23 protein-coding genes, 1 pseudogene and 1 other annotated feature are annotated in these 23,041 nt (G+C 50.1%); of the genes and pseudogenes, 15 read left to right on the forward strand and 9 right to left on the reverse strand.

Annotated elements, in window-relative coordinates:
- The first annotated feature begins 111 nt into the window (after positions 1 to 111).
- A complete protein-coding gene (cobO, locus tag PT300_10700) occupies positions 112 to 702 on the forward strand; it encodes a cob(I)yrinic acid a,c-diamide adenosyltransferase (GenBank protein ID MDF7681022.1) in 591 nt (196 codons plus the stop codon).
- A gap of 36 nt (positions 703 to 738) precedes the next feature.
- Here cobO and rluB read toward each other — a convergent pair whose 3' ends face one another.
- From rluB to PT300_10715, 3 genes are all read right to left on the reverse strand, one after another.
- Positions 739 to 1,611, reverse strand: coding sequence for a 23S rRNA pseudouridine(2605) synthase RluB (rluB, locus tag PT300_10705; protein MDF7681023.1), 873 nt, complete (start codon positions 1,609 to 1,611; stop codon positions 739 to 741).
- Between the two features lie 172 nt (positions 1,612 to 1,783).
- Entirely contained in the window at positions 1,784 to 2,404 is a 621-nt protein-coding gene (locus PT300_10710) for an L-threonylcarbamoyladenylate synthase (protein MDF7681024.1), read from the reverse strand.
- Positions 2,401 to 3,273: a PHP domain-containing protein gene (locus PT300_10715; GenBank protein ID MDF7681025.1), complete on the reverse strand. Its 873-nt coding sequence runs from the start codon at positions 3,271 to 3,273 to the stop codon at positions 2,401 to 2,403. Before PT300_10715 ends, PT300_10710 begins: the two co-directional genes overlap by 4 nt.
- Positions 3,274 to 3,432: 159 nt before the next feature.
- Positions 3,433 to 3,521, forward strand: a sequence feature (Trp leader region).
- Between the two features lie 35 nt (positions 3,522 to 3,556).
- On the opposite strand from PT300_10715, the gene PT300_10720 reads away from it, so the two are divergent.
- The 5 genes from PT300_10720 to trpA are packed head-to-tail and all read left to right on the forward strand — an operon-like array spanning position 3,557 to position 10,082.
- Positions 3,557 to 5,119, forward strand: coding sequence for an anthranilate synthase component 1 (locus PT300_10720; protein ID MDF7681026.1), 1,563 nt, complete (start codon positions 3,557 to 3,559; stop codon positions 5,117 to 5,119).
- Positions 5,119 to 6,714: a bifunctional anthranilate synthase glutamate amidotransferase component TrpG/anthranilate phosphoribosyltransferase TrpD gene (gene trpD, locus PT300_10725; protein ID MDF7681027.1), complete on the forward strand. Its 1,596-nt coding sequence runs from the start codon at positions 5,119 to 5,121 to the stop codon at positions 6,712 to 6,714. Before PT300_10720 ends, trpD begins: the two co-directional genes overlap by 1 nt.
- A gap of 3 nt (positions 6,715 to 6,717) precedes the next feature.
- Entirely contained in the window at positions 6,718 to 8,076 is a 1,359-nt protein-coding gene (trpCF, locus tag PT300_10730) for a bifunctional indole-3-glycerol-phosphate synthase TrpC/phosphoribosylanthranilate isomerase TrpF (GenBank protein ID MDF7681028.1), read from the forward strand.
- Between the two features lie 9 nt (positions 8,077 to 8,085).
- Complete coding sequence (gene trpB, locus PT300_10735) at positions 8,086 to 9,279, forward strand: tryptophan synthase subunit beta (protein ID MDF7681029.1); 1,194 nt, start codon at positions 8,086 to 8,088, stop codon at positions 9,277 to 9,279.
- Positions 9,279 to 10,082 (forward strand): tryptophan synthase subunit alpha, encoded by an 804-nt coding sequence (gene trpA, locus PT300_10740; GenBank protein ID MDF7681030.1) that lies wholly within the window; start codon positions 9,279 to 9,281, stop codon positions 10,080 to 10,082. The genes trpB and trpA overlap by 1 nt, the downstream gene beginning before the upstream one ends.
- A gap of 136 nt (positions 10,083 to 10,218) precedes the next feature.
- Here trpA and PT300_10745 read toward each other — a convergent pair whose 3' ends face one another.
- The gene (locus tag PT300_10745) at positions 10,219 to 10,692 is read right to left on the reverse strand and encodes a hypothetical protein (protein MDF7681031.1); all 474 of its coding nucleotides are present in this window, start codon (positions 10,690 to 10,692) and stop codon (positions 10,219 to 10,221) included.
- Positions 10,693 to 11,133: 441 nt separating this feature from the next.
- Between PT300_10745 and PT300_10750 the strand changes: the two are divergent.
- The 4 genes and pseudogenes from PT300_10750 to yciA all read left to right on the forward strand — a co-directional run bounded on the left by PT300_10750 (position 11,134) and on the right by yciA (position 13,319).
- Positions 11,134 to 11,415, forward strand: a pseudogene (locus PT300_10750) (YkgJ family cysteine cluster protein).
- Positions 11,416 to 11,559: 144 nt separating this feature from the next.
- The gene (locus PT300_10755; GenBank protein MDF7681032.1) at positions 11,560 to 12,321 is read left to right on the forward strand and encodes a YciC family protein; all 762 of its coding nucleotides are present in this window, start codon (positions 11,560 to 11,562) and stop codon (positions 12,319 to 12,321) included.
- 43 nt (positions 12,322 to 12,364) lie between these two features.
- Positions 12,365 to 12,907: a septation protein A gene (locus PT300_10760; GenBank protein MDF7681033.1), complete on the forward strand. Its 543-nt coding sequence runs from the start codon at positions 12,365 to 12,367 to the stop codon at positions 12,905 to 12,907.
- Positions 12,900 to 13,319 carry an acyl-CoA thioester hydrolase YciA gene (gene yciA, locus PT300_10765; protein ID MDF7681034.1) on the forward strand — a complete coding sequence of 140 codons (420 nt, stop codon included), beginning with the start codon at positions 12,900 to 12,902 and terminating at the stop codon, positions 13,317 to 13,319. Before PT300_10760 ends, yciA begins: the two co-directional genes overlap by 8 nt.
- An 18-nt stretch (positions 13,320 to 13,337) precedes the next feature.
- Here yciA and PT300_10770 read toward each other — a convergent pair whose 3' ends face one another.
- Entirely contained in the window at positions 13,338 to 13,874 is a 537-nt protein-coding gene (locus PT300_10770) for a YniB family protein (protein MDF7681035.1), read from the reverse strand.
- A 119-nt stretch (positions 13,875 to 13,993) separates the two neighbouring features.
- Between PT300_10770 and PT300_10775 the strand changes: the two genes are divergently transcribed.
- Positions 13,994 to 14,611: a metal-dependent hydrolase gene (locus PT300_10775; protein ID MDF7681036.1), complete on the forward strand. Its 618-nt coding sequence runs from the start codon at positions 13,994 to 13,996 to the stop codon at positions 14,609 to 14,611.
- A gap of 2 nt (positions 14,612 to 14,613) precedes the next feature.
- Here the strand turns inward: PT300_10775 and cedA are convergent, their stop codons facing one another.
- On the reverse strand, positions 14,614 to 14,868 hold the full coding sequence (gene cedA / locus PT300_10780; GenBank protein ID MDF7681037.1) for a cell division activator CedA: 255 nt from the start codon (positions 14,866 to 14,868) through the stop codon (positions 14,614 to 14,616).
- A 162-nt stretch (positions 14,869 to 15,030) separates the two neighbouring features.
- Positions 15,031 to 15,369, reverse strand: coding sequence for an osmotically-inducible lipoprotein OsmE (gene osmE, locus PT300_10785; protein ID MDF7681038.1), 339 nt, complete (start codon positions 15,367 to 15,369; stop codon positions 15,031 to 15,033).
- A 232-nt stretch (positions 15,370 to 15,601) separates the two neighbouring features.
- Between osmE and nadE the strand changes: the two genes are divergently transcribed.
- Positions 15,602 to 16,429 (forward strand): ammonia-dependent NAD(+) synthetase, encoded by an 828-nt coding sequence (gene nadE / locus PT300_10790; protein MDF7681039.1) that lies wholly within the window; start codon positions 15,602 to 15,604, stop codon positions 16,427 to 16,429.
- Between the two features lie 115 nt (positions 16,430 to 16,544).
- Here the strand turns inward: nadE and spy are convergent, their stop codons facing one another.
- Positions 16,545 to 17,018 (reverse strand): ATP-independent periplasmic protein-refolding chaperone Spy, encoded by a 474-nt coding sequence (gene spy, locus PT300_10795; GenBank protein MDF7681040.1) that lies wholly within the window; start codon positions 17,016 to 17,018, stop codon positions 16,545 to 16,547.
- 708 nt (positions 17,019 to 17,726) lie between these two features.
- Here spy and PT300_10800 point away from each other — a divergent pair.
- From PT300_10800 to gdhA, 3 genes are all read left to right on the forward strand, one after another.
- The gene (locus PT300_10800) at positions 17,727 to 18,365 is read left to right on the forward strand and encodes a polymer-forming cytoskeletal protein (GenBank protein ID MDF7681041.1); all 639 of its coding nucleotides are present in this window, start codon (positions 17,727 to 17,729) and stop codon (positions 18,363 to 18,365) included.
- 143 nt (positions 18,366 to 18,508) lie between these two features.
- Positions 18,509 to 19,321 carry an exodeoxyribonuclease III gene (xthA, locus tag PT300_10805; GenBank protein ID MDF7681042.1) on the forward strand — a complete coding sequence of 271 codons (813 nt, stop codon included), beginning with the start codon at positions 18,509 to 18,511 and terminating at the stop codon, positions 19,319 to 19,321.
- Positions 19,322 to 19,708: 387 nt separating this feature from the next.
- Positions 19,709 to 21,052, forward strand: coding sequence for an NADP-specific glutamate dehydrogenase (gdhA, locus tag PT300_10810; protein ID MDF7681043.1), 1,344 nt, complete (start codon positions 19,709 to 19,711; stop codon positions 21,050 to 21,052).
- Positions 21,053 to 21,090: 38 nt separating this feature from the next.
- On the opposite strand, the gene PT300_10815 is transcribed toward gdhA, so the two are convergent.
- Positions 21,091 to 23,037 carry a DNA topoisomerase III gene (locus PT300_10815; GenBank protein MDF7681044.1) on the reverse strand — a complete coding sequence of 649 codons (1,947 nt, stop codon included), beginning with the start codon at positions 23,035 to 23,037 and terminating at the stop codon, positions 21,091 to 21,093.
- Between the last annotated feature and the right edge of the window lie 4 nt (positions 23,038 to 23,041).

Here is a 23,041-nt window from a genome sequence, read left to right on the forward strand (position 1 = left end):
AAAATACTTCCTTTTCGGGTGGCATTTCTTGCCTGAGCGTCTACCCCACCAGGCGCTGCTGACGAAACCGTCTGGATAGCGACAGACAGAAAGAAAAACAGGAACAAAATCATGAATCAACAACGTTACCGTGAGCGCCAGCAACGGATAAAAGAGAAAGTTGACGCCAGGGTAGCCGCCGCACAGCAGGAACGCGGTATTGTTATCGTTTTTACCGGAAATGGGAAAGGTAAGACCACAGCCGCTTTTGGTACGCTCTGCCGGGCGGTCGGGCATGGCAAAACGGCAGGGGTTATCCAGTTTATTAAAGGCAAATGGCCCAATGGTGAACGCAATTTACTCGAGCCACAGGGGGTGGAGTTTCAGGTGATGAATACCGGTTTTACCTGGAATAGCCAGGATCGGCAAAGCGACACCGCTGCCTGTCTCGCTGTCTGGCAACATGCCCTTCGTATGCTGCGTGATCCGGCACTGGATATGGTGCTGCTTGACGAGCTGACTTACATGGTGAAGTATGATTATTTGCCCCTGTCAGCGGTATTGTCTGCGCTACGCCATCGTCCGGTACAGCAAACCGTGATTATTACCGGACGTGGCTGCCATCGTGAGATCATCGAACTGGCCGATACCGTCAGCGAACTGCGGCCAGTAAAACATGCCTTTAATGCCGGAATTAAAGCACAGCAGGGAATCGATTACTGATCGATGTCCGGCGTTCTGCGGCCGGACATCAGGCTATCAGCGGTTACCCGCAGAACGCCGGTTGTGGGAGCTACTCATCTGACTATGGCGTTTCACCGCCCGGCGGATCTGATTCGCCTTCATCCGCCGACGATCTTTGTCAACCGCCACTCTGGAGCTCTTTTCGGCTGGTAAACCTACCAGCTCACGCAGATAATTCGTCTGCTGGAGATCCAGCTCACTCCAGCCACCACGCGGCAGCCCTTTGGGGAGCTGAATATCACCATAACGGACGCGGATCAGGCGGCTGACCTGGACATCGATCGCCTCCCACAAGCGACGTACCTCACGATTACGCCCTTCTGTTAAGGTGACGTTGTACCACTGGTTCATTCCTTCACCGCCAGCAAACTTAATCGATTTAAACGCCGCCGGGCCATCTTCCAGTTGTACCCCACGGGAGAGTTGACGCAGCTTATCATCATCAACCACGCCAAACACCCGCACGGCATATTCCCGCTCAACTTCGCGGCTTGGGTGCATCAGACGGTTTGCCAGTTCGCCATCGGTGGTAAACAGTAATAAACCACAGGTATTAACATCCAGTCGCCCTACAGCTATCCAGCGCGCATCATGCAATTTAGGTAAACGGGTAAACACGGTTGGACGCCCTTCCGGATCATGCCGGGTACAGAGTTCACCTTCTGGTTTATAGTAGGCCAGTACGCGGCAAAGCTGTTCTGTCGTCTGTTTCAGGGGGATCACATGACCATCAATGCGTACTTTTAAACCCGGCACCAGCTCTATACGATCGCCGAGAGTCGCTATTTTGCCATTAACACTCACCCGCCCGGCGGCAATTTTCGCTTCAAGTTCACGACGGGAACCCTGGCCAGCACGGGCCAGTACTTTCTGTAATTTCTCGCTCATGGCGCTTCCTCAGGATGTCGCCTTCCCAGGCGTCGTTGATATGAAAGCATATAAAAATCAATATGTTACTGTTTTTAGTATCAGCCATTATACGCGATGTTCGCGCGGTTGTAATCCGCTTTATCCGCCCGCTGACGTGTCGCATCCAATAATCGGATGAGTCACACCAGACTTATACAAAGGGCGTGATATCGCCAGCCCCACTGCGCAGTACCACAGGCGTCTCTGTGGTTAAATCGATAACGGTGGTCGGTTGCTGCCCCAGATACCCGCCGTGAATAATCAAATCAACCTGTTTTTCCAGCCGATCTTTAATTTCGTCGGGATCAGATTCGGTAAAATCGCTGTCTGGTAACATCAATGAGGTTGATAACATCGGTTCAGCCAGCGTTTCCAGCAGTGCCTGTGCGATAGGGTTAGAGGGCACTCGCATACCGATGGTTTTCCGTTTCTCCTGTAGCAGACGACGCGGGATCTCTTTGGTTCCTTTCAGAATAAAAGTATAGTTTCCCGGTGTATTATTTTTTATCAGCCGGAAGGCCACGTTATCAACAAAAGCATAAGTCGATAGTTCTGACAGATCACGGCACATGAGGGTGAAATGATGTCCCTCCTCTAATTGCCGGATACGGCAAATCCGGGCGATGGCCTCTTTATTGGCGATCTGGCATCCCAGCGCGTAACCGGAATCAGTAGGATAGACGATTACCCCACCTTTGCGCACAATATCTACCGCCTGATTGATTAATCGCGGCTGTGGGTTGTCCGGATGAACATAAAAAAACTGGCTCATACTGCCCTCTTCTGGTTATTTTCCCAGCTATGCCAGATCCCTTCCACTCCGGCGGGGAGCCAGAGGTTGCGCCCCAGTTCGATCCACGAACAGGGTTGATGAAAATCTGAACCTTGTGATCCCAGCAAACCAAACTGCATCGCATATTGCGCCAGTTGAGTCCGCTCCTGGGGTGCCTGCTGACATTGCGCCACTTCCATTGCATCGCCGCCGTGCTGGCTGAAATAGTCCAGCAAACGCTTCAGCCATTTTGCAGAAAGATCATAACGTCCAGGGTGAGCAAGCACCGCTTTTCCCCCTGCCTGATGAATGGCATCGATAGCCTGCTCTATTGTACACCACTGCACCGGAACATAGCCGATTTTACCGCGCGCAAGATATTTCTTAAAAACGCCCGCGAGGGTGCTGGCATAACCGGCATCGACCAGAAAGCGGGCAAAATGTCCCCGGGTGATCCCACCGCCATGAGCCAGTTTCAGCACACCTTCCCAGGCGCCGGGGATCTGCGCTTTCTCCAGCCGCTGGGCGATCATTTGCGCTCGCTGATAGCGGCGGCCCTGTTGTGCTGCCAGCAGTGTCGTCATCGCCGGATGCGAAGTCGCTATGTTCAGGCCAACAATATGGATTTCAAAATTTTGCCATAGGGTCGATATCTCTACACCGTTCACCAGCGTCAGTGGTAATCCCGATCGGGCAATTTCTGCACCGGCGGCGGGGATCGCCGCGACACTATCGTGGTCAGTAATCGCCAGCGTTCCGACCCGCATCTGATGGGCACGATGAACCAGCGCCTCTGCACTCAACAGCCCATCGGAAGCCGTGGTGTGGCTATGGAGATCATAAATCACCGCATAATTGGTATCGCTCAAGCAAGCTCCTGGGGGCGAGGTCATAAAACGGAATGCGTATCATAACGAGTGATGACAAATATCTGCAAATAGGGGTTGACTTTATTTTACTGAACTAGTTAACTAGTACACAAGTTCATACGATGCGGTATCATGATGAAAACGCTATTTATCACATTACATCACTGGCGGCACACCTCCTGCATTCGGGCGGTGTGATCGCGTTCTGTATACCGATACCTGGCCCGCTGATCAGCGGGCTTTTTACTGGCCAGGAAATGATGACCAAAAAGCGAGAATAACAATGCAAACAACCCAACCGGCGCTCGAACTGCTTAGCAGCGACGCCACTTACCAGCCCGATCCAGCCGCATTGTTTCACCAGCTCTGCGGAGCGCGTCCGGCAACCCTGTTACTGGAATCGGCGGATATCGAGAGCAAAGATAATTTACAAAGCTGGCTGTTAGTCGATAGCGCGCTACGGATAACCGCAACAGGTGACACTGTCACAATACAGGCGTTGTCAGCGAATGGCGAAGCACTCCTTGAGTGTCTTGATCACGCTGTGCCCGCCGATATTGAGTATCAGATCCAGCCCAATCTGCGGCTGCTAACATTTCCACCGGTGAGTGAATTGCTGGATGAAGACGCCCGTTTATCTTCTTTATCGGTGTTTGATGCTTTCCGTTTATTACAACAACAGGTCACCGTACCTGAAGATCAACGCGAAGCGATGTTCTTCGGTGGGCTGTTTGCCTATGATCTGGTCGCGGGATTTGAAAATCTGCCTGCGGTGGAGAATGATAACGCCTGCCCCGATTACTGCTTTTATCTTGCAGAAACGCTGATCATTGTCGACCATCAGCGCAAAACGACCCGTATCCAGTCAAGTCTGTTCACCCCACTGGAGAGTGAAAAGCAGCGCCTGACTCAGCGTATTGCCCAATTGTGCCAGCAGATGAGCGAACCCCCTGTTCCGCTACCGGTTATCGCCGTTGAGACGATGCACTGCGATTGCGATCAAAGTGATCAACAATACGCGGCGGTGGTGCGTAAAATGCAGCAAGCCATCCGCGCGGGCGAAATTTTTCAGGTCGTGCCGTCGCGTCGTTTTTCACTGCCTTGCCCTTCTCCGCTGGCTGCCTACGATGTGCTGAAAAAGAGCAATCCCAGCCCGTATATGTTCTTTATGCAGGATAATGATTTCACGCTGTTTGGCGCATCGCCGGAAAGCTCACTGAAATATGATGCCAGAAGCCGCCAGATTGAAATCTACCCGATTGCCGGTACGCGTCCGCGTGGCCGTCACGCCGATGGTTCGCTCGATCGCGATCTTGACAGTCGTATCGAACTGGAAATGCGCAGTGATCATAAAGAGCTTTCCGAACATCTTATGCTGGTCGATCTCGCCCGTAACGACCTCGCGCGGATTTGCACCCCCGGCAGCCGCTATGTTGCGGATCTCACCAAAGTTGACCGTTACTCCTTCGTGATGCATCTGGTCTCGCGGGTGGTCGGCGAACTGCGCCATGATCTCGACGCACTGCACGCCTATCGTGCCTGTATGAATATGGGAACACTCAGCGGTGCGCCTAAAGTCCGGGCGATGCAATTGATTGCCGAGGCGGAAGGTCGGCGCCGTGGCAGCTATGGCGGAGCTGTGGGCTACTTTACCGCTCACGGTGATCTCGATACCTGCATCGTGATCCGCTCCGCCTGGGTACGGGATGGTATCGCTACCGTCCAGGCAGGCGCAGGTATTGTTCTCGACTCCGTTCCCCAATCTGAAGCGGATGAAACCCGCAATAAAGCACGCGCGGTGCTGCACGCCATCGCTCAGGCGCACCATGCAAAGGAGATGTTTTGATGGCCGATATTCTGTTGCTCGATAATACTGACTCTTTTACTTATAACCTTGCCGATCAGCTACGTGCTCATGGCCATAACGTGGTGATTTACCGCAATTCGGTGCCTGCACAGGCATTAATTGAGCGGATCGCGACGATGGATAACCCGATTTTAATGCTGTCGCCTGGGCCTGGTACGCCCAGTGAGGCGGGCTGTATGCCGGAATTACTGATTCGCTTACGCGGCAAACTTCCGATCATTGGTATCTGTCTCGGTCATCAGGCGATCGTCGAAGCGTATGGTGGCTATATTGGCCAGGCGGGCGAGATCCTCCACGGTAAATCTTCCCCGATTGAACATGATGGTCAGGCGATGTTTGCGGGACTCAGCAACCCGCTGCCGGTGGCGCGTTACCACTCGCTGGTCGGCAGCAATATTCCGGCCGGATTAACGATTAATGCCAGCTTTAATGGCATCGTGATGGCGGTGCGTCATGATGCTGATCGTGTCTGTGGCTTTCAGTTTCATCCGGAGTCCATTCTGACCCCGGAAGGGGGACGATTGCTGGAAAACACCCTGACATGGGCACAGCAAAAAAACGAAGCGTCCACGCTGATCCAGCCGGTGCTTGAGAATCTGTATCAGGCACGAATACTGAGTCAGCATGAGAGTCACCAGCTATTCTCCGCCGTCGTGCAGGGAGAAGTGAAACCAGAACAACTGGCCGCCGCGCTGATCAGTATGAAAGTGCGCGGCGAACAACCGCAGGAAATCGCCGGTGCGGCTACCGCTTTGCTGGAAAATGCGGCACCTTTTCCACGCCCGGACTACCTGTTTGCCGATATCGTGGGAACCGGCGGCGATGGCAGTAATAGTATCAATATCTCTACCGCCAGCGCTTTTGTGGCCGCCGCCTGTGGCCTGAAGGTCGCTAAGCATGGTAATCGTAGTGTATCAAGTAAATCGGGTTCTTCTGACCTGCTGGCGGCGTTCGGGATCAATCTCGATATGAGTGCTGAAAAGTCACGTGATGCACTGGATGATCTGGGGGTTTGCTTCCTGTTTGCGCCGAAGTATCACAGCGGTTTTCGCCACGCGATGCCCGTCCGCCAGCAACTGAAAACCCGCACACTGTTCAATGTGCTGGGCCCGTTAATCAACCCTGCACATCCGCCGCTGGCACTGATTGGCGTGTATAGCCCACAGCTGGTACAGCCTGTCGCCGAAACCCTGCGCATGCTGGGTTACCAGCGGGCGGCGGTGGTTCACAGTGGCGGAATGGATGAAGTGTCGTTACATGCACCGACGATAGTGGCGGAACTGCATCAGAATCAAATCCGCAATTATCAGCTGACCGCTGAGGATTTTGGTCTGGCACCTTATCATCAGCAACAACTGACGGGTGGCACACCGGAAGAGAATCGTACCCTGCTGACCCGTTTGTTACAGGGTCACGGTGAGGCCGCGCATGAGGCAGCTGTCGCCGCGAATGTCGCCATGTTAATGCGTCTGTTTGGCCATGAAGATCTGCGCGCTAATGCGCAACGCGTGATAGCGGTACTCCGCAGTGGCAGCGCCTATAACAAAGTCACCGCATTAGCGGCACGAGGGTAAATCATGCAAACCATTTTAGCCAAAATCATTGCTGATAAAACACAATGGCTGGCCGCCCGTCAGCAACAACAGCCACTGGCGGATTTTGCGCATCAGATTGTGCCGACACAACGCCGTTTTTATGCGGCGCTTGCCGGTACTGGCACCAGGTTTATTCTGGAATGTAAAAAAGCATCGCCGTCAAAGGGATTGATTCGTCCGGATTTTAATCCGGCGGCGATCGGCGAAATTTATAAAAACTATGCTGCCGCGATTTCGGTGTTGTGTGATGAAAAATACTTCGAAGGCAGTTTCGATTTTCTGTCCATCGTCAGTGCGGTCGCACCACAGCCGATTTTATGTAAGGATTTTATTATCGATCCTTACCAGATTTACCTCGCGCGTTACTATCAGGCGGATGCCTGTCTGTTAATGCTGTCGGTGCTTGATGATGATCAGTATTGTCAACTGGCCTCTGTCGCCCATAGTCTGAATATGGGGGTATTGACCGAAGTCAGTAATGAACAAGAGCTGGCACGCGCCATCGCCCTGAAAGCAAAAGTGGTCGGTATTAATAACCGCGATTTACGTAATATGTCGATTGACCTCAATCGTACCCGGCAACTGGCACCACGTCTGGGACCGGATGTCACGGTGATCAGCGAGTCAGGCATTTATCATCACCGTGAAGTGCGCGAGCTCAGTCAGTTTGTCAACGGCTTCCTGATTGGCTCTGCGCTGATGGCACAGGCGGATCTCAATGCAGCCGTCAAGCGGGTGCTGTTCGGTGAACATAAAGTCTGTGGCCTGACCCGTCCCGGGGATGCCCGCGCCGCCTGTGATGCCGGAGCCATTTATGGCGGGCTGATCTTTGTTGCCGACTCTTTGCGAGCCATTGACGAAGCGCAGGCGAAAACCATTATTCAGGCCGCCCCGCTGCGCTATGTTGGCGTCTTCCGTAATGCACCGATCGACGAAGTCGTCGCGCGCGCAGAAAATCTGCATCTTGCCGCAGTTCAGCTACATGGTGATGAAGATCAGATCTATATCGATACCTTACGCCGCCGACTAGCCGATAATGTCGCGATCTGGAAGGCGCTGAGTGTGACCGATCAGCTGCCAGCGCGTCAGCTCAACCATGTCGATATCTATCTGTTTGATAATGGTCAGGGGGGCAGCGGCCAGGCATTTGACTGGCGATTACTGCAGGGTGAAGACCTGCATAATGTTATGCTGGCAGGGGGACTGAATGCCGGTAACTGTCTGGCAGCAATCAACACCGGCTGTCGCGGGCTTGATTTTAATTCCGGTGTTGAGACACAACCACGAATAAAAGATGCCAGTAAGCTGGCCTCAGTATTTCAAACGCTACGTGCGTATTAAGGAGCAATGATGGGCATGTTACTCAATCCCTGGTTTGGCGAATTTGGTGGAATGTATGTTCCACAAATCCTGATGCCAGCGCTGCGCCAGCTAGAAGAAACGTTTGTCAGCGCACAAAAAGATCCTCAGTTTCAGGCTGAATTTCATGATTTACTCAACAATTACGCCGGTCGTCCTACAGCATTAACCCGCTGTCGTAACCTGACCGCCGGTACCCGTACCACACTCTATCTCAAGCGTGAAGATTTACTCCACGGCGGCGCGCATAAAACCAACCAGGTGCTCGGTCAGGCACTGCTGGCCAAACGGATGGGCAAAAAAGAAATTATTGCTGAAACCGGCGCGGGGCAGCATGGCGTCGCTTCCGCGCTCGCCAGTGCGTTGCTGGGTCTGAAGTGCCGCATTTATATGGGGGCCAAAGATGTTGCGCGACAGTCGCCTAATGTCTTTCGTATGCGTTTGATGGGGGCAGAAGTGATCCCGGTTGAAAGTGGCTCCGCGACACTCAAAGATGCCTGTAACGAAGCCCTGCGTGACTGGTCAGGAAGTTATCAAACCGCACACTATATGCTGGGCACCGCCGCTGGCCCCCATCCTTTCCCGACGATTGTGCGTGAATTTCAGCGCATTATTGGTGAAGAGATAAAAAGGCAAATCCTGGAACAAGAGGGGCGTCTGCCGGATGCGCTTATTGCCTGCGTGGGGGGCGGCTCTAATGCTATCGGGATGTTTGCCGACTTTATCGACGAGCAGAGCGTCAATCTTATTGGCGTCGAGCCTGCGGGACACGGTATTGCCAGCGGAAAACATGGCGCATCGCTGAAACATGGGCGGATCGGCATCTATTTTGGCATGAAATCCCCGATGATGCAGACCGCTGATGGCCAGATTGAAGAATCCTACTCGATTTCCGCCGGGCTGGACTTCCCTTCGGTCGGCCCACAACATGCCTATTTGAACAGCATCGGTCGCGCAGATTATGTCTCCATCACCGATGATGAAGCACTGGACGCTTTTCAGGCGCTCTCCCGTTATGAAGGCATCATTCCGGCGCTGGAGTCTTCCCATGCACTGGCATATGCACTGAAAATGATGCGTGAAAATCCGCAAAAAGAGCAACTGCTGGTGGTCAATCTTTCTGGCCGGGGCGATAAAGATATCTTTACTGTCGCCGATATTCTGCAATCACGCGGAGAAATCTGATGGAACGTTATGAAACACTGTTTGCCCAACTGAAAGCACGTCAGGAAGGGGCATTTGTGCCTTTCGTCGCGCTCGGCGACCCGACACCTGAATTGTCACTTAAAATCATCGATACCCTGATTGCCGCCGGTGCCGATGCCCTCGAACTGGGTATCCCGTTTTCTGATCCACTGGCGGACGGCCCGACGATTCAGAATGCCAATCTGCGCGCTTTTGCTGCCGGCATTACTCCTGAACGCTGTTTTGCAATGCTATCTGCCATCCGTCATCAACACCCGACGATCCCGATAGGTCTGTTGATGTACGCGAATCTGGTGTTCAACCCTGGCATCGATGCGTTTTATGCACAATGTGCCGAGAGCGGTGTCGATTCGGTTCTGGTAGCCGATGTGCCGATCGAAGAGTCGGCGCCGTTCCACCAGGCCGCCTTGCGCCACCATATCGCGCCCGTCTTTATCTGTCCACCTGATGCCGATGATGAGCTGCTGCGGGAGATAGCTTCGCGGGGGCGTGGTTATACTTACCTGTTATCACGCGCTGGCGTTACCGGTGCTGAAAACAGCGCCGCCCGTCCCCTGCCACATCTGATACAAAAACTGACTGAATACCATGCGGTGCCACCATTACAGGGGTTTGGTATCTCAACCCCAGAACAGGTGGTCGCCGCCATTGACGCCGGAGCCGCCGGGGCGATTTCCGGTTCTGCCATTGTTAAAATTATTGAAAACCATGTTGATGATCCACAAAAAATGCTGACCACGTTGAAAATATTTGTCCAAAATATGAAAGCGGCGACACGGTAAAGATTGCCCCTCAAGCACCTGGCGACCAGGTGCTTGAGATGACGCTCTATCCCCTCTTTCACTGTATAATGTCAGCATGCGGGTCATAGCGAAAAAGGGAGATCAATATGAAAAATAACTCATGGATTCCATATAATTACAGGAGAAAACTAAGATAGATTTTTTTAATCACCGCACTCATCACGATATAATCATAGATAATAATCATTGGTATATAAAACCACGCTTGTACTTTTGTATCTATGTCACTAATTTTCCCGTACTTTGTCCTGGGTGGCGGAATATCTTTTTTCGTCAGTCTTTTCCAGATTAAATGATTTCTAATTATCACATAAAATAAAAAAAGGCAGAATACAAATAAGGCCAGAATGATCAAAGCCGATAACAGAGTGAGCGTGTCAGATTCTTTATATATATAAAAACCAATAAGATGTAGCAGCATCAGCGCAATGACCGACATCACAATGCGGCATTCTGTTCTGGATTTCACCCGCGCCTTCAACGATGGCTTTTTGTATATATACACGTTACCAACCCTTCTGTTATCTGTATTGTTGCGCAGCGGCACGCCATCTTTTGCTGGCGCAGTCCGCGTCCAGACTGGCAGCATCAATAACGCCTGACAGGCCAGGTTCTGAGTAAAATAATTACACTACTTATTATAATGATAGAATAGATATATTTCTTTAGTATAAATGGTCGTGAGAAATATGTAAATATATCATTTAACTCTTCACACCGTGACTAAGCCCTGCTCTTATTATCCATATGCCATCATAGCGATTAAAAATCCTGTTTTTATTATATTAATACTTTACTGAAACGTTTTATTTACATAAACACAGCCATGTTATGACAAAAAAATTATCCCTTGTCTGTTGTCTGTTGTCTGTTGTCTGTCCTGATTAATCCGGATATTTTAACTGGTAGCGGTTTACCAACAAGTAAAAAATCGCTGTAACCAATGGAAATGCCTGGCGCGACCTTGCGCCAGAATGATAAATAAAGGAGCAGACGCTGATGCTAATGTGTTTTTATCGGAAACGCCATGATGAGTGACATTAACCCGTGCGTGACCTGTGGTGCCTGTTGCGCCTATTTTCGTGTCTCTTTCTACTGGGCAGAAGGAGACGATGCAGGTGGTGTCGTCCCTGCTCAACTCACTGAACAGCTGACACCGTTTCTCTGCTGCATGGCGGGGACTAACCAGCGCCAGGCGCGCTGTGTGGCGCTGCAAGGCGAAATTGGCCAAACGGTACACTGTGCCATTTATCCACAATGCCCTTCTCCCTGTCGCCAGTTTGCGGTCACCGGTGAACAGGGGGTGGTTAACGATGCCTGCAACCGGGCCAGAATACACTATGGTCTGCCGCCGCTGCCGGTAAAGATCTCGCTGACAACAACAGGAGTGCTACCAGGGAAAAATCTGCGCTACAATAGCCAGCCCGTTATTATCCGCAAGACCCGAGGAGAATACATGTCTATCACGGCGCAGTCCGTCTACCGTGACACTGGAAATTTTTTCCGGAATCAGTTTTTAACCATTTTGTTGATCGCCTTGCTGTGTGCACTGATTACGACAGTGCTTAACCTGGCTTTATCTCCTGACAGAGAACAATTTTTGATTCTGCAGGAAGCGATAAATCAAAGCAACAATATCGGCTTGATCGGCTTGCCTGAGCTGCTGCAGTCTATGACTGTCGAACAGCAGCAAATCCTGCTACGCGCTTTATCAGCTGCCAGTTTTTCTGGCCTGATGGGCAATATCATGCTCATCGGCGGCACCCTGCTGATGACACAAATGGTTTCGGCAGGCAAACGGGTCAGCGCATTACAGGCTATTGGTCATTGCGTCCCTTTTTTACCCAAATTATTTCTGCTTATCCTGATGACCACTTTTGTCATCCAGCTGGGAATGATGCTATTACTGATACCCGGTGTATTGCTGATGATTGTCCTCGCCTTTTCGCCAGTGATGCTGGTGCAGGACAAAGCTGGAATTTTCAATGTTATACAGCGCAGTATCCGGCTGTCGTGGGCTAATATGCGTCTGGTGACACCAGCTGTTCTTGGCTGGCTGCTGGCGAAAATGCTACTGCTTTTGTCGGTATCCCGCTTTATGATGCTGACCCCCGGCATTGGGACAGCCGCCGTCAATACTATCAATAATCTGATTTCCGCGCTGTTGCTGATCTACCTGTTTCGCTTATACATGCTGATTCGCCACTCACTTTATTGAAGCCAGCCACTATCCTGACTCATCTGAACCACGGACCAGATATATGAAACAGTTTCTTGATTTTTTACCATTAGTTGTCTTTTTCATCTTTTACAAATTATACGATATCTATGTGGCAACGGAGGCACTGATTATCGCCACGGCGATAGTGCTGATCTATTGCTGGGTACGCTATCGTAAAATTGAAAAAATGGCGCTGATCACCTTTGCGGTAGTCGTTATCTTTGGCGGAATGACCCTCTTTTTCCATAATGATGAATTTATAAAATGGAAAGTGACGGTTATCTATATGCTGTTCGCCGCTGGGTTACTGTTCAGCCAATGGGTGATGAAAAAGCCGCTGATCCAGTGCATGCTGGGCAAAGAGATAACGCTGCCAGATACCGTGTGGCTACGCCTGAATTTTGTCTGGGCCCTTTTTTTTATTTTTTGTGGCCTGGCGAATATCTATGTCGCTTTCTGGTTGCCACAGGCCATCTGGGTCAACTTCAAAGTTTTCGGTCTGACCGCGCTGACGCTGGTTTTTACCCTGGTGAGTGGCATTTATATTTATCGCCATATGCCACAAGACGATCATCATGAATAAAAACAGTCATAACATCAAAGCAACGGCGTCGGCTCCGGCTGGCGAACTGGTTCTGCGCACGCTCGCCATGCCTGGCGATACCAATGCCAATGGGGATATTTTTGGTGGCTGGTTAATGTCACAAATGGATATCGGTGGTGCGATTATGGCCTATGAGATTGCTCATGGTCGTGTTGTCACCGTGCATGTTGACGGGATAACCTTTTTACGTCCGGTGGCAGTTGGCGATGTGGTGTGCTGTTATGCGCACTGCGTCCGGCGCGGAACCACATCGGTGGCCATTAATATTGAGGTTTGGGTAAAACAAGTGGCGTCTGATAACGGAGGACAACGTTATAAAGCCACGGAAGCTCTGTTTATCTACGTTGCAGTAGACGATAACGGCAAACCGCGTGCTCTCCCCGGCCAGTAAACTGGCCGGCGGCTTTATTCAGATAAAACCCGATAGCGAGAAAAAGATATAGCTGACAATGAATATCATCACCGGCAAGATATATAGCGGAAAATACTGTACCAGAAGGGTATGACGGGGGATGATAATGCGTTGTACCCATTGCTCACGAGTTAATCCTTCTGTACCTTGTGCCTGTTCCAGAATCATTTGATCTTCGATTCTTTCACCCAGGAACCTCACCTGTCGTCCCATACGTGCACCCGATGCCTGTAACGCAAGACCGATAAATATCAGCATATAGATGATCCAGAATAGTGGATTCAGGCTGTGTGCAAAATCTGGCAGCGGTGAATGATGCCAGAAAAAATTAAGAAACGGCGTATTGACACGGATCATATCAATCAGTACATGGAAAAAATCCATCATTACCGCATCAATACCGGCTTTTTTTACGCTATGTTCATACATAAATTTCAGCACTGATATCAGCGTCGAAACCAGAGCCAGAATAAAAATAACGCTGCCTGCCAGCCGTTTCACTACCGCCCAGTATCGGGCTTGTTGATATGTCATGAATGCTCCTGATTACCGATCGCGATATCGCTTTTGTGACAAATAGTTACACCGTCATCTCTTTCGTACATCGGCTAAAATACATATACTGGATAGATTAACAGTCAAAGGTAACCATTATGACGGCGGAAGGCCATATTCTATTTTCTATCGCCTGTGGTGTATTTGCTAAAAATGCAGCATTAACCCCGGTTCTTGCACAAGGTGACTGGTGGCATATTATTCCTTCTGTCGTACTAACCAGCCTGGTCCCTGATATCGATCATCCACACTCATTCGTGGGCCAGCGCTTGCCCTGGATAGCCAGACCGATAGCGCGTATTTTTGGTCATCGCGGCTTTACCCATAGCCTGCTTGCGGTGGCTGCCGCGCTAACACTCTTTTATTTGTACCAGCCTGAGAGCAGCTTCCTTCCCGCCGATGTACTCCAGGGCATGGTATTGGGCTATATCAGCCACATTGTTGCTGATATGCTCACGCCAGCAGGCGTCCCCCTGTTGTGGCCTTGTCACTGGCGTTTTCGTTTGCCTGTTCTGATGTCACAAAAAAGCAATCAGTCAGAACGGCTCCTGTGCATAGGATTGCTGGTTTGTACCCTGTGGATGCCTCACACTTTCGCTGAGAATGATGTGATACGCAGGTCATCCATCATGATCCAATCGCTACAGGACACGTTCAGTCTCTTCCTCAGGCAAACGGAAAGATTAAAAGACCACGCCACTCACCCACAGCATTAATTTTACTGTCCGATCTCATTATCCTGGCGCGTTTGCATCGCCCAGCGTTGTGCTGACTCCGGTATATCAAACGGCGGGGAACGACATAAACGCTCCCCCTGGACAATAAAAGCGACATATTTGCCTTTTAACCGCCACACATCGCAAAACCCTTCTATTTTAACCGCATGTTCCGGAGGAGCTGGCTCCACACGGGGCAGATAGCTAATAACAGGACGATTTTGTTGGCGCAACCTCTTCATCATCGATAAATTCACTAAATAAAAAAAGAAATGCCCTTTACAGTAAACAAGATGGCTAAAAAAATCATTAAAAAAGGTTTCATTTTCACGATGAAACCCTGTTGTTTTTGCTATCGAATGTCTGCGCTTTTCTGCAATATCCCTCTATTCCTGCACTCAAGCAGCATAACATTTATGCTATTTACTGCTACCTGGATCGGTATCGTATTCTGCACAACTCTGATAGCCCGAGTTCATCACATGGCCGGTATCATCCAGGGCAACAAAATAGGTATCTACTGTACCATCCCGATGCTTCAGAATATAGTTCTGGCAGGTTCCGCGTGCGTAGATCATCCTGATTTCAGACGTGGGTTTTCCCGCGATTTGCCGAACCTGTACACGGGACATGCCTTTTTTGACATCCTTGACGACCGGCTGGGTGAACTGGTCAGCGGTACGATCATAAACCGTACAACCGGCCAGCAAGGTGGCAACGGTCATGGCACCTAACAATCCTGCAATATTTTTGTTCATACTGATCTGTTCCTCATCGATTAACATGACAATTAAGCCTGGAATAGTTAACGTTCTTTTTCAAGCAAGCGCGTGACAGCGATCGATCTGAGAAAAAATTCTGTGTCAGCAGCGATTATAGCCATTTCACTCCCTTTCGATATCATATACTGGGAAGATCCTTGTCGTTTGATTATTAACGAGGTAGTTTTATCCGGGATAGCAGGCTTTTACTTTCCTGAGAGGGTAAATAATGACGTTACAACAAAAAATTATTCAAACGCTGGGAACAAAGCCGCAAATCGATGCGGCAACAGAGGTGCGCCGCAGTGTCGACTTTTTAAAGTCGTATCTGCAAACCCACCCTTTTATTAAATCACTGGTGCTGGGGATCAGTGGCGGTCAGGACTCCACACTGGCCGGAAAACTCTGTCAGCAGGCGATTAATGAATTACGCACAGAAACTGGTAATCAACAGCTGCAGTTTATCGCCGTCCGCCTGCCCTATGGTATTCAGGCCGATGAGCAGGATTGTCAGGATGCTATCGCTTTTATTCAGCCAGACCGAGTATTGACCGTCAATATAAAAGGTGCGGTTATGGCGAGCGAGCAGGCATTACGTGACGCCGGGGTTGAGCTGAACGACTTCGTCCGTGGTAATGAGAAAGCCCGTGAACGGATGAAAGCACAATACAGCATTGCCGGAATGAACCAGGGGGTGGTGGTCGGTACTGACCATGCTGCGGAAGCCATTACTGGATTCTTCACCAAGTACGGGGATGGTGGCACCGATATCAATCCCCTTTATCGTCTTAATAAACGTCAGGGTAAACAGCTACTGACTTTTCTGGGCTGTCCGCCACACCTCTATAATAAACAACCCACCGCCGATCTCGAGGACGATCGCCCGTCACTGCCCGATGAAGTGGCGCTGGGAGTGAGTTACGAAAATATTGATGATTATCTGGAAGGTCAACAACTCGATAAGAACATCATGCAACGCATTGAGGCGTGGTATCAGAAAACGGAGCATAAACGCCACTTGCCGATCACAGTCTTTGATGATTTCTGGAAAAAATAATCGTCGTGGTTGTCGCGGTGCACTTGTTGCTGCGGCGATGTCCCGTCAGACGTAGTACCTGCCCCCAACACAGGCAGCTAAGCTGCCTGGTCCATCTATTCAGGATACAGAAAGATCATTTCCTGACAGCTGCTCTCTTTTCGAGCTCTGTCATTTTTTTATTTAGATTATCACTGAACTTTTTTTTCTGTTCTGGCGTCAGAATATTATAGATTTTATTCTGAACTTGCAGACGTTGCAGCAATGCCGCTTTATGCCATGCTGCTATTTTATCAATTTGTGCTTCAGCCTTTGCCTGATCGAACGTATCGCTGGTAATCAGATCATGCATTGCCCGTAGATCTTCCTCCGCAGGCTGCGGATTTTTTTCATCCTGATTTTTTACAATATCGTGGATCTGCTTTTTTTGCTCATCCGTCAATTTGATATTTTTTAATGCCATATGAATCGAATGGCCATGCATACCTTTATGATAGCGCTCCATGCTATCCTTTTTGATATGCGGAGTATCGCCATCCACCGCATGCGCATAGCCCGTCATTCCCAATGCCAGTGTGGATGCAAAAAACAGTGCGGTTATCTTTTTCATCATTCTGATGCCTCTTACTTACGTTAATATAAACGGTCGCTATCCTGTAACCGACGAACAGGATAAACATTAGCCGACTTATCGTCAATTGCTCATATGTAAAGGAAAGAAAATATAAAAATATTTTTTAACTATTATTAAGAATAATAAAAAATAAAAGACTAAAAACAGTAATAATATATCGTAAGAATAAATGACTGTCTGTTTTGATTAAGTAAAAATACTGTCTACCCTTTGTAATAATCTGCCAGACAGAAGATATAACTATCAGATAATTCTGTATATCGGCCAGCGTCAGGGCCATGCGGTTCATTCTCCAGAGAAGTGTATTGATAGCCATTTGGTTTTATTCGCTTCATCCGCACACCTCAGAGGGTGCGGATTATAATTGCGGGCGTGGCGGCTGGCAGAGTCAGTCAGGCTGGCACAGACAACGCCACAACAACAATAACTGCCAGCGTTCTACTGTGACATTCAAACAATGAATCAATTTCACATCTGTCATTAATTGTGCGGTTGCTCATAAAAGTGCATAAGATCATAGTATTGTTGCAACAGTTATTATAAGCTATTGCATATACAAGCGATCAACAGGATATTGTATGCAAATAACAAGCTGCCAGAATATACTGCTACTTTTCAGCATTCACACATCAGTTTCTGCTACAAAACCAAAGAAAACATATTTCACAGATTGGTGGAAGCGATATGAACTCAGAGAACAACAAACAGAATCTGTTTTTTTATAGTGCTTCTGCGGCCTGGCTCATATCATTACTGAGCTGGGCATTTGGTTTTACCCTGCTTTCACTGGCGACCTTAGCACTGGCGCTTACCGCATTTTTATTTTATGGATTACAAAGAAGGAAAATGAATATGTTTGGAAAAAGCAAATTAACACCAGAATCTCCTGTAGAAGAGACCATGCCACAGCCGACGGAGTCACAAGGAGAAATATCGAAGTTTGCTCATCAGAAAAATACTATTATCGGCGCTGATGTCCATGTTGAAGGCAATCTGACCATCGCTGATCAAATCTATATTCATGGTAGTGTAACCGGTGATATTCATGCCTCCGGCGGCATCGTGAAGGTCATGAGCAGCGGTTCAGTACAGGGCAATATCGTCTGTAGTCATCTGATCGTTGATGGGCGTATTACTGGCGAGTGCCTGGCAGAAGATATCGAAATTGCCGAGCGCGGCAGCATTACCGGCAACCTGACTTATACTTCGCTCTGTGTCAAAAAAGGCGGCGTTTTTATTGGCGGTGCCAATATGTTTAAAGAGCAGGACAGAGCCAGTGTTACCGAGCTGATCCTCACAACAGAAGAAGAACTGACTGCCTGAGGGCCATATCATCAACAGTGCAGACTCCGGCATATCGCTGGAGTCACATCCGGACAGTCATCCCCCTTCTGTAAGACCTTTCCACGATCATTGACCGCAATTTCTGTTACCATGAGACTTTACCTGGTTCAGTAACGGCGATCATGAAATTTATCTCTTTTAATATCAATGGACTACGCGCCCATTTACATCAACTGGCAGCCATTATCGAAAAACACCAGCCTGATATTATTGGCCTGCAGGAAACCAAAGTTCATGATGATATGTTTCCTCACGAAGAGGTGGCGAAATTCGGTTATCACGTCTTTTATCATGGACAAAAAGGCCATTATGGTGTGGCATTATTGTGCAAAACCGTTCCCGTATTTGTCCATCGCGGTTTCCCCGATGATGACCCGGAGGCACAACGGCGCATGATCATTGCCGGTATTCCCTCTCCCCTTGGTCCTGTCACCGTCATCAACGGCTATTTTCCGCAGGGCGAGAGTCGTGACCATCCGATTAAGTTCCCGGCTAAAGCGGCGTTCTATCAGAAACTGCAGGATTATCTGCACAGCACACTGAATAAAAATAACCCGGTACTGATTATGGGCGATATGAATATCAGCCCGACCGATCTGGATATCGGCATTGGTGAAGAGAACCGTAAACGCTGGCTGCGTGCCGGTAAGTGCTCATTCCTGCCCGAAGAGCGGCAATGGATGGCGCGTCTGCTCGACTGGGGGCTGGTAGATACCTGGCGCCATGCCAATCCGCTATGTCAGGATCGCTTCTCATGGTTCGACTACCGCTCACGGGGATTCGCGGACAACCGGGGACTGCGTATCGATTTGCTGCTGGCCAGTGCGCCGTTGATCCATTGTTGCGTTGATACCGGTATTGATTACGCGATCCGTGGCATGGAAAAACCGTCTGACCATGCTCCCGTCTGGGCCACCTTTCACACCGCTGAGTAACGCACTGCCTGGTGGGCTGGGTTTTGCTGACCATGTTATCGCTGAATAATCCCGACCTTGTCACATTCCCGGATAATTTTCCTGCTTTTATCACCGCAACAGCTGGTATATAGTCAGGAAACGGCCATTTCGCCGGAAGTCAATAAGTAGAATACCCTCCCTATTTAAAGCCTGGCCCAGCAGGCGTTATTAACACAGCCAGCGCGGAGAAACCGCAGCGTACAGGTAGTACGTGAGGATTTCTGGCACTGCCCAGGGCCAAAATAGCAAGTAAAACAGCCTGATGGACCAGGCTCTTAGTCAGGTTGCTTTCAGATAGTTAGCGATCATTATCGGAAAAAATCCTGTAGGCATTCCACATCATAACCATAAGGTAAATTGATAACTATGGATAATCTCTCTACGCTGGAAAGTTTTCTCGTTCATGTTCAGCAACGTGCTCCTCATCAACCTGAGTTTGCCCAGGCAGTCCAGGAAGTGATGACCACACTGTGGCCCTTTCTTGAAGAAAATCCGCACTATCGCCAGTTTTCACTGCTGGAGCGCCTGGTCGAGCCGGAGCGTGCTATTCAGTTCCGTGTCGCATGGATCGATGACCATAATCAGGTGCAGGTCAATCGCGCCTGGCGTGTGCAGTTCAATTCCGCTATTGGTCCGTATAAAGGCGGCATGCGTTTTCATCCCTCGGTGAACCTGTCTATTCTCAAATTCCTTGGCTTTGAACAAATCTTTAAAAATGCCCTGACCACCTTGCCGATGGGCGGCGGCAAAGGTGGCAGTGATTTTGATCCCAAAGGTAAAAGTGATGGTGAAGTGATGCGCTTTTGCCAGGCACTGATGACAGAACTGTATCGCCATTTAGGCTCGGATACTGACGTCCCTGCTGGTGATATTGGCGTCGGAGCTCGTGAGATCGGTTTTATGGCCGGCATGATGAAAAAGCTGTCCAACAATAGCGCCTGTGTTTTTACCGGGAAAGGGCTCTCGTTTGGTGGCAGTCTGATCCGCCCGGAAGCAACTGGTTATGGCCTGATCTACTTTACTGATGCCATGCTTAAACATCACGGTATGAGCCTTGACGGGATGCGGGTCGCCGTGTCTGGTTCCGGCAATGTCGCACAATACGCGATCGAAAAAGCCATGATGATGGGCGCACGTGTCATCACAGCTTCAGACTCCGGTGGGACGGTGGTCGACGAAGAGGGTTTCACTGCCGAAAAACTGGCCCGTCTGTGCGCGATCAAAAACCGTCGCGAGGGCCGAATCGCTGACTACGCTCAGGAATATGGCCTGACCTATCTGGACGGTGCACAACCCTGGTCGGTTCCTGTCGATATTGCCCTGCCTTGCGCGACACAAAACGAACTGGATGTTGACGCTGCCGGTCAGCTGATCGCGCATGGCGTGAAAGTGGTGGCGGAAGGCGCCAATATGCCGACCACTATTGCGGCCACCAACCTGTTCCTCGACGCTGGCGTTTTGTTCGCCCCCGGCAAAGCCGCTAACGCTGGCGGTGTTGCAACATCAGGGCTGGAAATGGCACAAAATGCGGCACGCATGAGCTGGAGTGCCGAGGAAGTCGATCGGCGTTTGCATCAGATTATGTCAGATATTCATCACGCCTGTGTGCGATATGGCGGTCAGGGGCGACAAACCAACTATGTTCGCGGTGCCAACATCGCCGGTTTTGTCAAAGTGGCGGACGCGATGCTGGCACAAGGGGTGCTGTAAGCAGACAGACATCGCCCCTGAGGCCAGATCACCAGCGTTCAGGGTGAATTTCCCGCCGCGCGGTTTTTCGTTTTCCCCTTGCGGCGGGGTTTTCGTTGGCTGTCGCCAGCGTTGTACTTTCCGGAGGCGGCCATAATCCCCCGGAACTGCGTTGTCGGCGTGCTTCGCGCCTGGCTAATAAGCTGATGCAGTGAATCGATCAGTGGCTGCATAAAATCCTGATAACGACACTGTTTTTCACTTATTTTAGTTAATTCCGACTCCCAGTGAGCGGTCATATCCGGACGGGAAGCGGTCTCTGGCAGCGAGTGAATTAACGCCCGCCCCGCCTTCGTGGCATGGATAGAACGCCCCTTTTTTATCAGAAAATTTCGTTTAAACAGCAGCTCGATAATGCCAGCGCGGGTCGCCTCAGTGCCCAACCCATCGGTGGCGCGTAAGATCTTTTTCAAATTTTTATCCTGAACAAAACGGGCAATGCCGGTCATTGCCGAGAGCAATGTCGCATCGGTAAAGTGACGAGGGGGCTGAGTCTGTCGGGCCACCACCTCACCTTGTTCACACAGCAATTGATCCTGTTTTGCCACTACCGGCAAGGGTATACCGTCATTCTCTTCATCACGCTCTTTACTGCCCAACAGCGTGCGCCAGCCCGCTTCGGTCAGAAAGCGCGCTTTTGCGACAAACTTACCGCTGACAATATCAAGATCAATCTGACATTGACGAAACTGTGCCGCCGGGCAAAACTGCATCAGATACTGGCGGGCGATCAGATTATAAATTTTTTCTTCATTATCAGTGAGTTTCACTGCACTGCTGCGCGCAGTCGGAATAATTGCATGGTGTGCGTCGACCTTTTTATCATCCCAGCAGCGATTGCGTATCGCCAGATCGATAACCGGTTGTGGTAACAATTCCGCCGCATGTACGCTGATGGCATTAAATACTGCCTGACGACCAGCAAAATGCTCTTCTGGCAGATAACGACTATCTGAACGCGGATAGGTAATCAGTTTGTGCGTTTCATACAGTTTCTGGCAAATATCAAGCACATTTTGCGCACTCAAGGCAAAACGCTTCGCTGCTTCAATTTGCAGTGAGGAGAGCGAAAAAGGTAACGGCGGCGGTTCTGCTTCCCGCTTATCATGATACGCGGTGACGATCGCAGGCTGGCCAGTAATACGCCTGACCACATGTTCCGCCAGTGGTCGATGCAACAAGCGCCCTTCTTCATCCTGATAGGGTTCGCAAGCCTCACTCGGTTGCCAGATGGCGGTAAAACGCTCTCCCTGCGGGGTGACAATGTGTGCCTTGACTTCAAAAAAATCTTTCGCGATAAAATTTTCGATTTCTTCATCGCGACGCACCACCAGCCCCAGTACGGGGGTCTGAACCCGCCCAACCGATAATACCCCCTGATAACCGGCATGACGTCCCAGTAAGGTATAGGCACGGGTCATATTAATGCCATACAGCCAGTCAGCGCGCGCACGGGCCAGCGCAGAGACGCATAATGGTATAAATTCGTGATTGGCACGCAGGCGTGAAATCGCGCGGTCCACCGCCTGCGGATTGAGGTCGTTAATCAGACAACGTTGCACATGCTGGCGCTTTTCCGCGGCGAGTTGCAGATAATCAAGCACCTCATCGACCAGAAGCTGACCTTCCCGGTCCGGGTCGCCAGCATGGACGATCTCCTGCGCTTCACCCAGCAACCGCCGGATGGTATTCAGTTGTTTCATCACCGATGTTTTCGGCTGAAGCTGCCATTTTTCCGGTACAATCGGCAGATCCTGTAAATTCCAGCGAACATAGCGATCATCATAAACATCCGGCTGCGCCTGCTCCAGCAGATGGCCAATACACCAGGTCACCACCTGACCATCGCCACAGGCAATATAACCATCCCCTTTACGGTGCGGTTTGGGTAATACCTCAGCAATAGCGCGACCAAGGCTAGGTTTTTCTGCAATAAATAAGCGCATAGCG

The sequence above is a fragment of the Enterobacteriaceae bacterium ESL0689 genome, from assembly GCA_029433525.1.
In the GTDB taxonomy this organism is placed as follows: domain Bacteria; phylum Pseudomonadota; class Gammaproteobacteria; order Enterobacterales; family Enterobacteriaceae; genus JAQTIF01.

Excerpts from the sequence above, each read along its gene's own strand:
- cobO (MDF7681022.1), top strand. The coding sequence starts at position 112 with ATGAATCAACAACGTTACCGTGAGCGCCAGCAACGGATAAAAGAGAAA.
- rluB (MDF7681023.1), bottom strand. The coding sequence starts at position 1,611 with ATGAGCGAGAAATTACAGAAAGTACTGGCCCGTGCTGGCCAGGGTTCC.
- PT300_10710 (MDF7681024.1), bottom strand. The coding sequence starts at position 2,404 with ATGAGCCAGTTTTTTTATGTTCATCCGGACAACCCACAGCCGCGATTA.
- PT300_10720 (MDF7681026.1), top strand. The coding sequence starts at position 3,557 with ATGCAAACAACCCAACCGGCGCTCGAACTGCTTAGCAGCGACGCCACT.
- trpD (MDF7681027.1), top strand. The coding sequence starts at position 5,119 with ATGGCCGATATTCTGTTGCTCGATAATACTGACTCTTTTACTTATAAC.
- trpCF (MDF7681028.1), top strand. The coding sequence starts at position 6,718 with ATGCAAACCATTTTAGCCAAAATCATTGCTGATAAAACACAATGGCTG.
- trpB (MDF7681029.1), top strand. The coding sequence starts at position 8,086 with ATGGGCATGTTACTCAATCCCTGGTTTGGCGAATTTGGTGGAATGTAT.
- trpA (MDF7681030.1), top strand. The coding sequence starts at position 9,279 with ATGGAACGTTATGAAACACTGTTTGCCCAACTGAAAGCACGTCAGGAA.
- PT300_10745 (MDF7681031.1), bottom strand. The coding sequence starts at position 10,692 with ATGCTGCCAGTCTGGACGCGGACTGCGCCAGCAAAAGATGGCGTGCCG.
- PT300_10755 (MDF7681032.1), top strand. The coding sequence starts at position 11,560 with ATGTCTATCACGGCGCAGTCCGTCTACCGTGACACTGGAAATTTTTTC.
- PT300_10760 (MDF7681033.1), top strand. The coding sequence starts at position 12,365 with ATGAAACAGTTTCTTGATTTTTTACCATTAGTTGTCTTTTTCATCTTT.
- yciA (MDF7681034.1), top strand. The coding sequence starts at position 12,900 with ATGAATAAAAACAGTCATAACATCAAAGCAACGGCGTCGGCTCCGGCT.
- PT300_10770 (MDF7681035.1), bottom strand. The coding sequence starts at position 13,874 with ATGACATATCAACAAGCCCGATACTGGGCGGTAGTGAAACGGCTGGCA.
- PT300_10775 (MDF7681036.1), top strand. The coding sequence starts at position 13,994 with ATGACGGCGGAAGGCCATATTCTATTTTCTATCGCCTGTGGTGTATTT.
- osmE (MDF7681038.1), bottom strand. The coding sequence starts at position 15,369 with ATGAACAAAAATATTGCAGGATTGTTAGGTGCCATGACCGTTGCCACC.
- nadE (MDF7681039.1), top strand. The coding sequence starts at position 15,602 with ATGACGTTACAACAAAAAATTATTCAAACGCTGGGAACAAAGCCGCAA.
- spy (MDF7681040.1), bottom strand. The coding sequence starts at position 17,018 with ATGAAAAAGATAACCGCACTGTTTTTTGCATCCACACTGGCATTGGGA.
- PT300_10800 (MDF7681041.1), top strand. The coding sequence starts at position 17,727 with ATGAACTCAGAGAACAACAAACAGAATCTGTTTTTTTATAGTGCTTCT.
- xthA (MDF7681042.1), top strand. The coding sequence starts at position 18,509 with ATGAAATTTATCTCTTTTAATATCAATGGACTACGCGCCCATTTACAT.
- gdhA (MDF7681043.1), top strand. The coding sequence starts at position 19,709 with ATGGATAATCTCTCTACGCTGGAAAGTTTTCTCGTTCATGTTCAGCAA.
- PT300_10815 (MDF7681044.1), bottom strand. The coding sequence starts at position 23,037 with ATGCGCTTATTTATTGCAGAAAAACCTAGCCTTGGTCGCGCTATTGCT.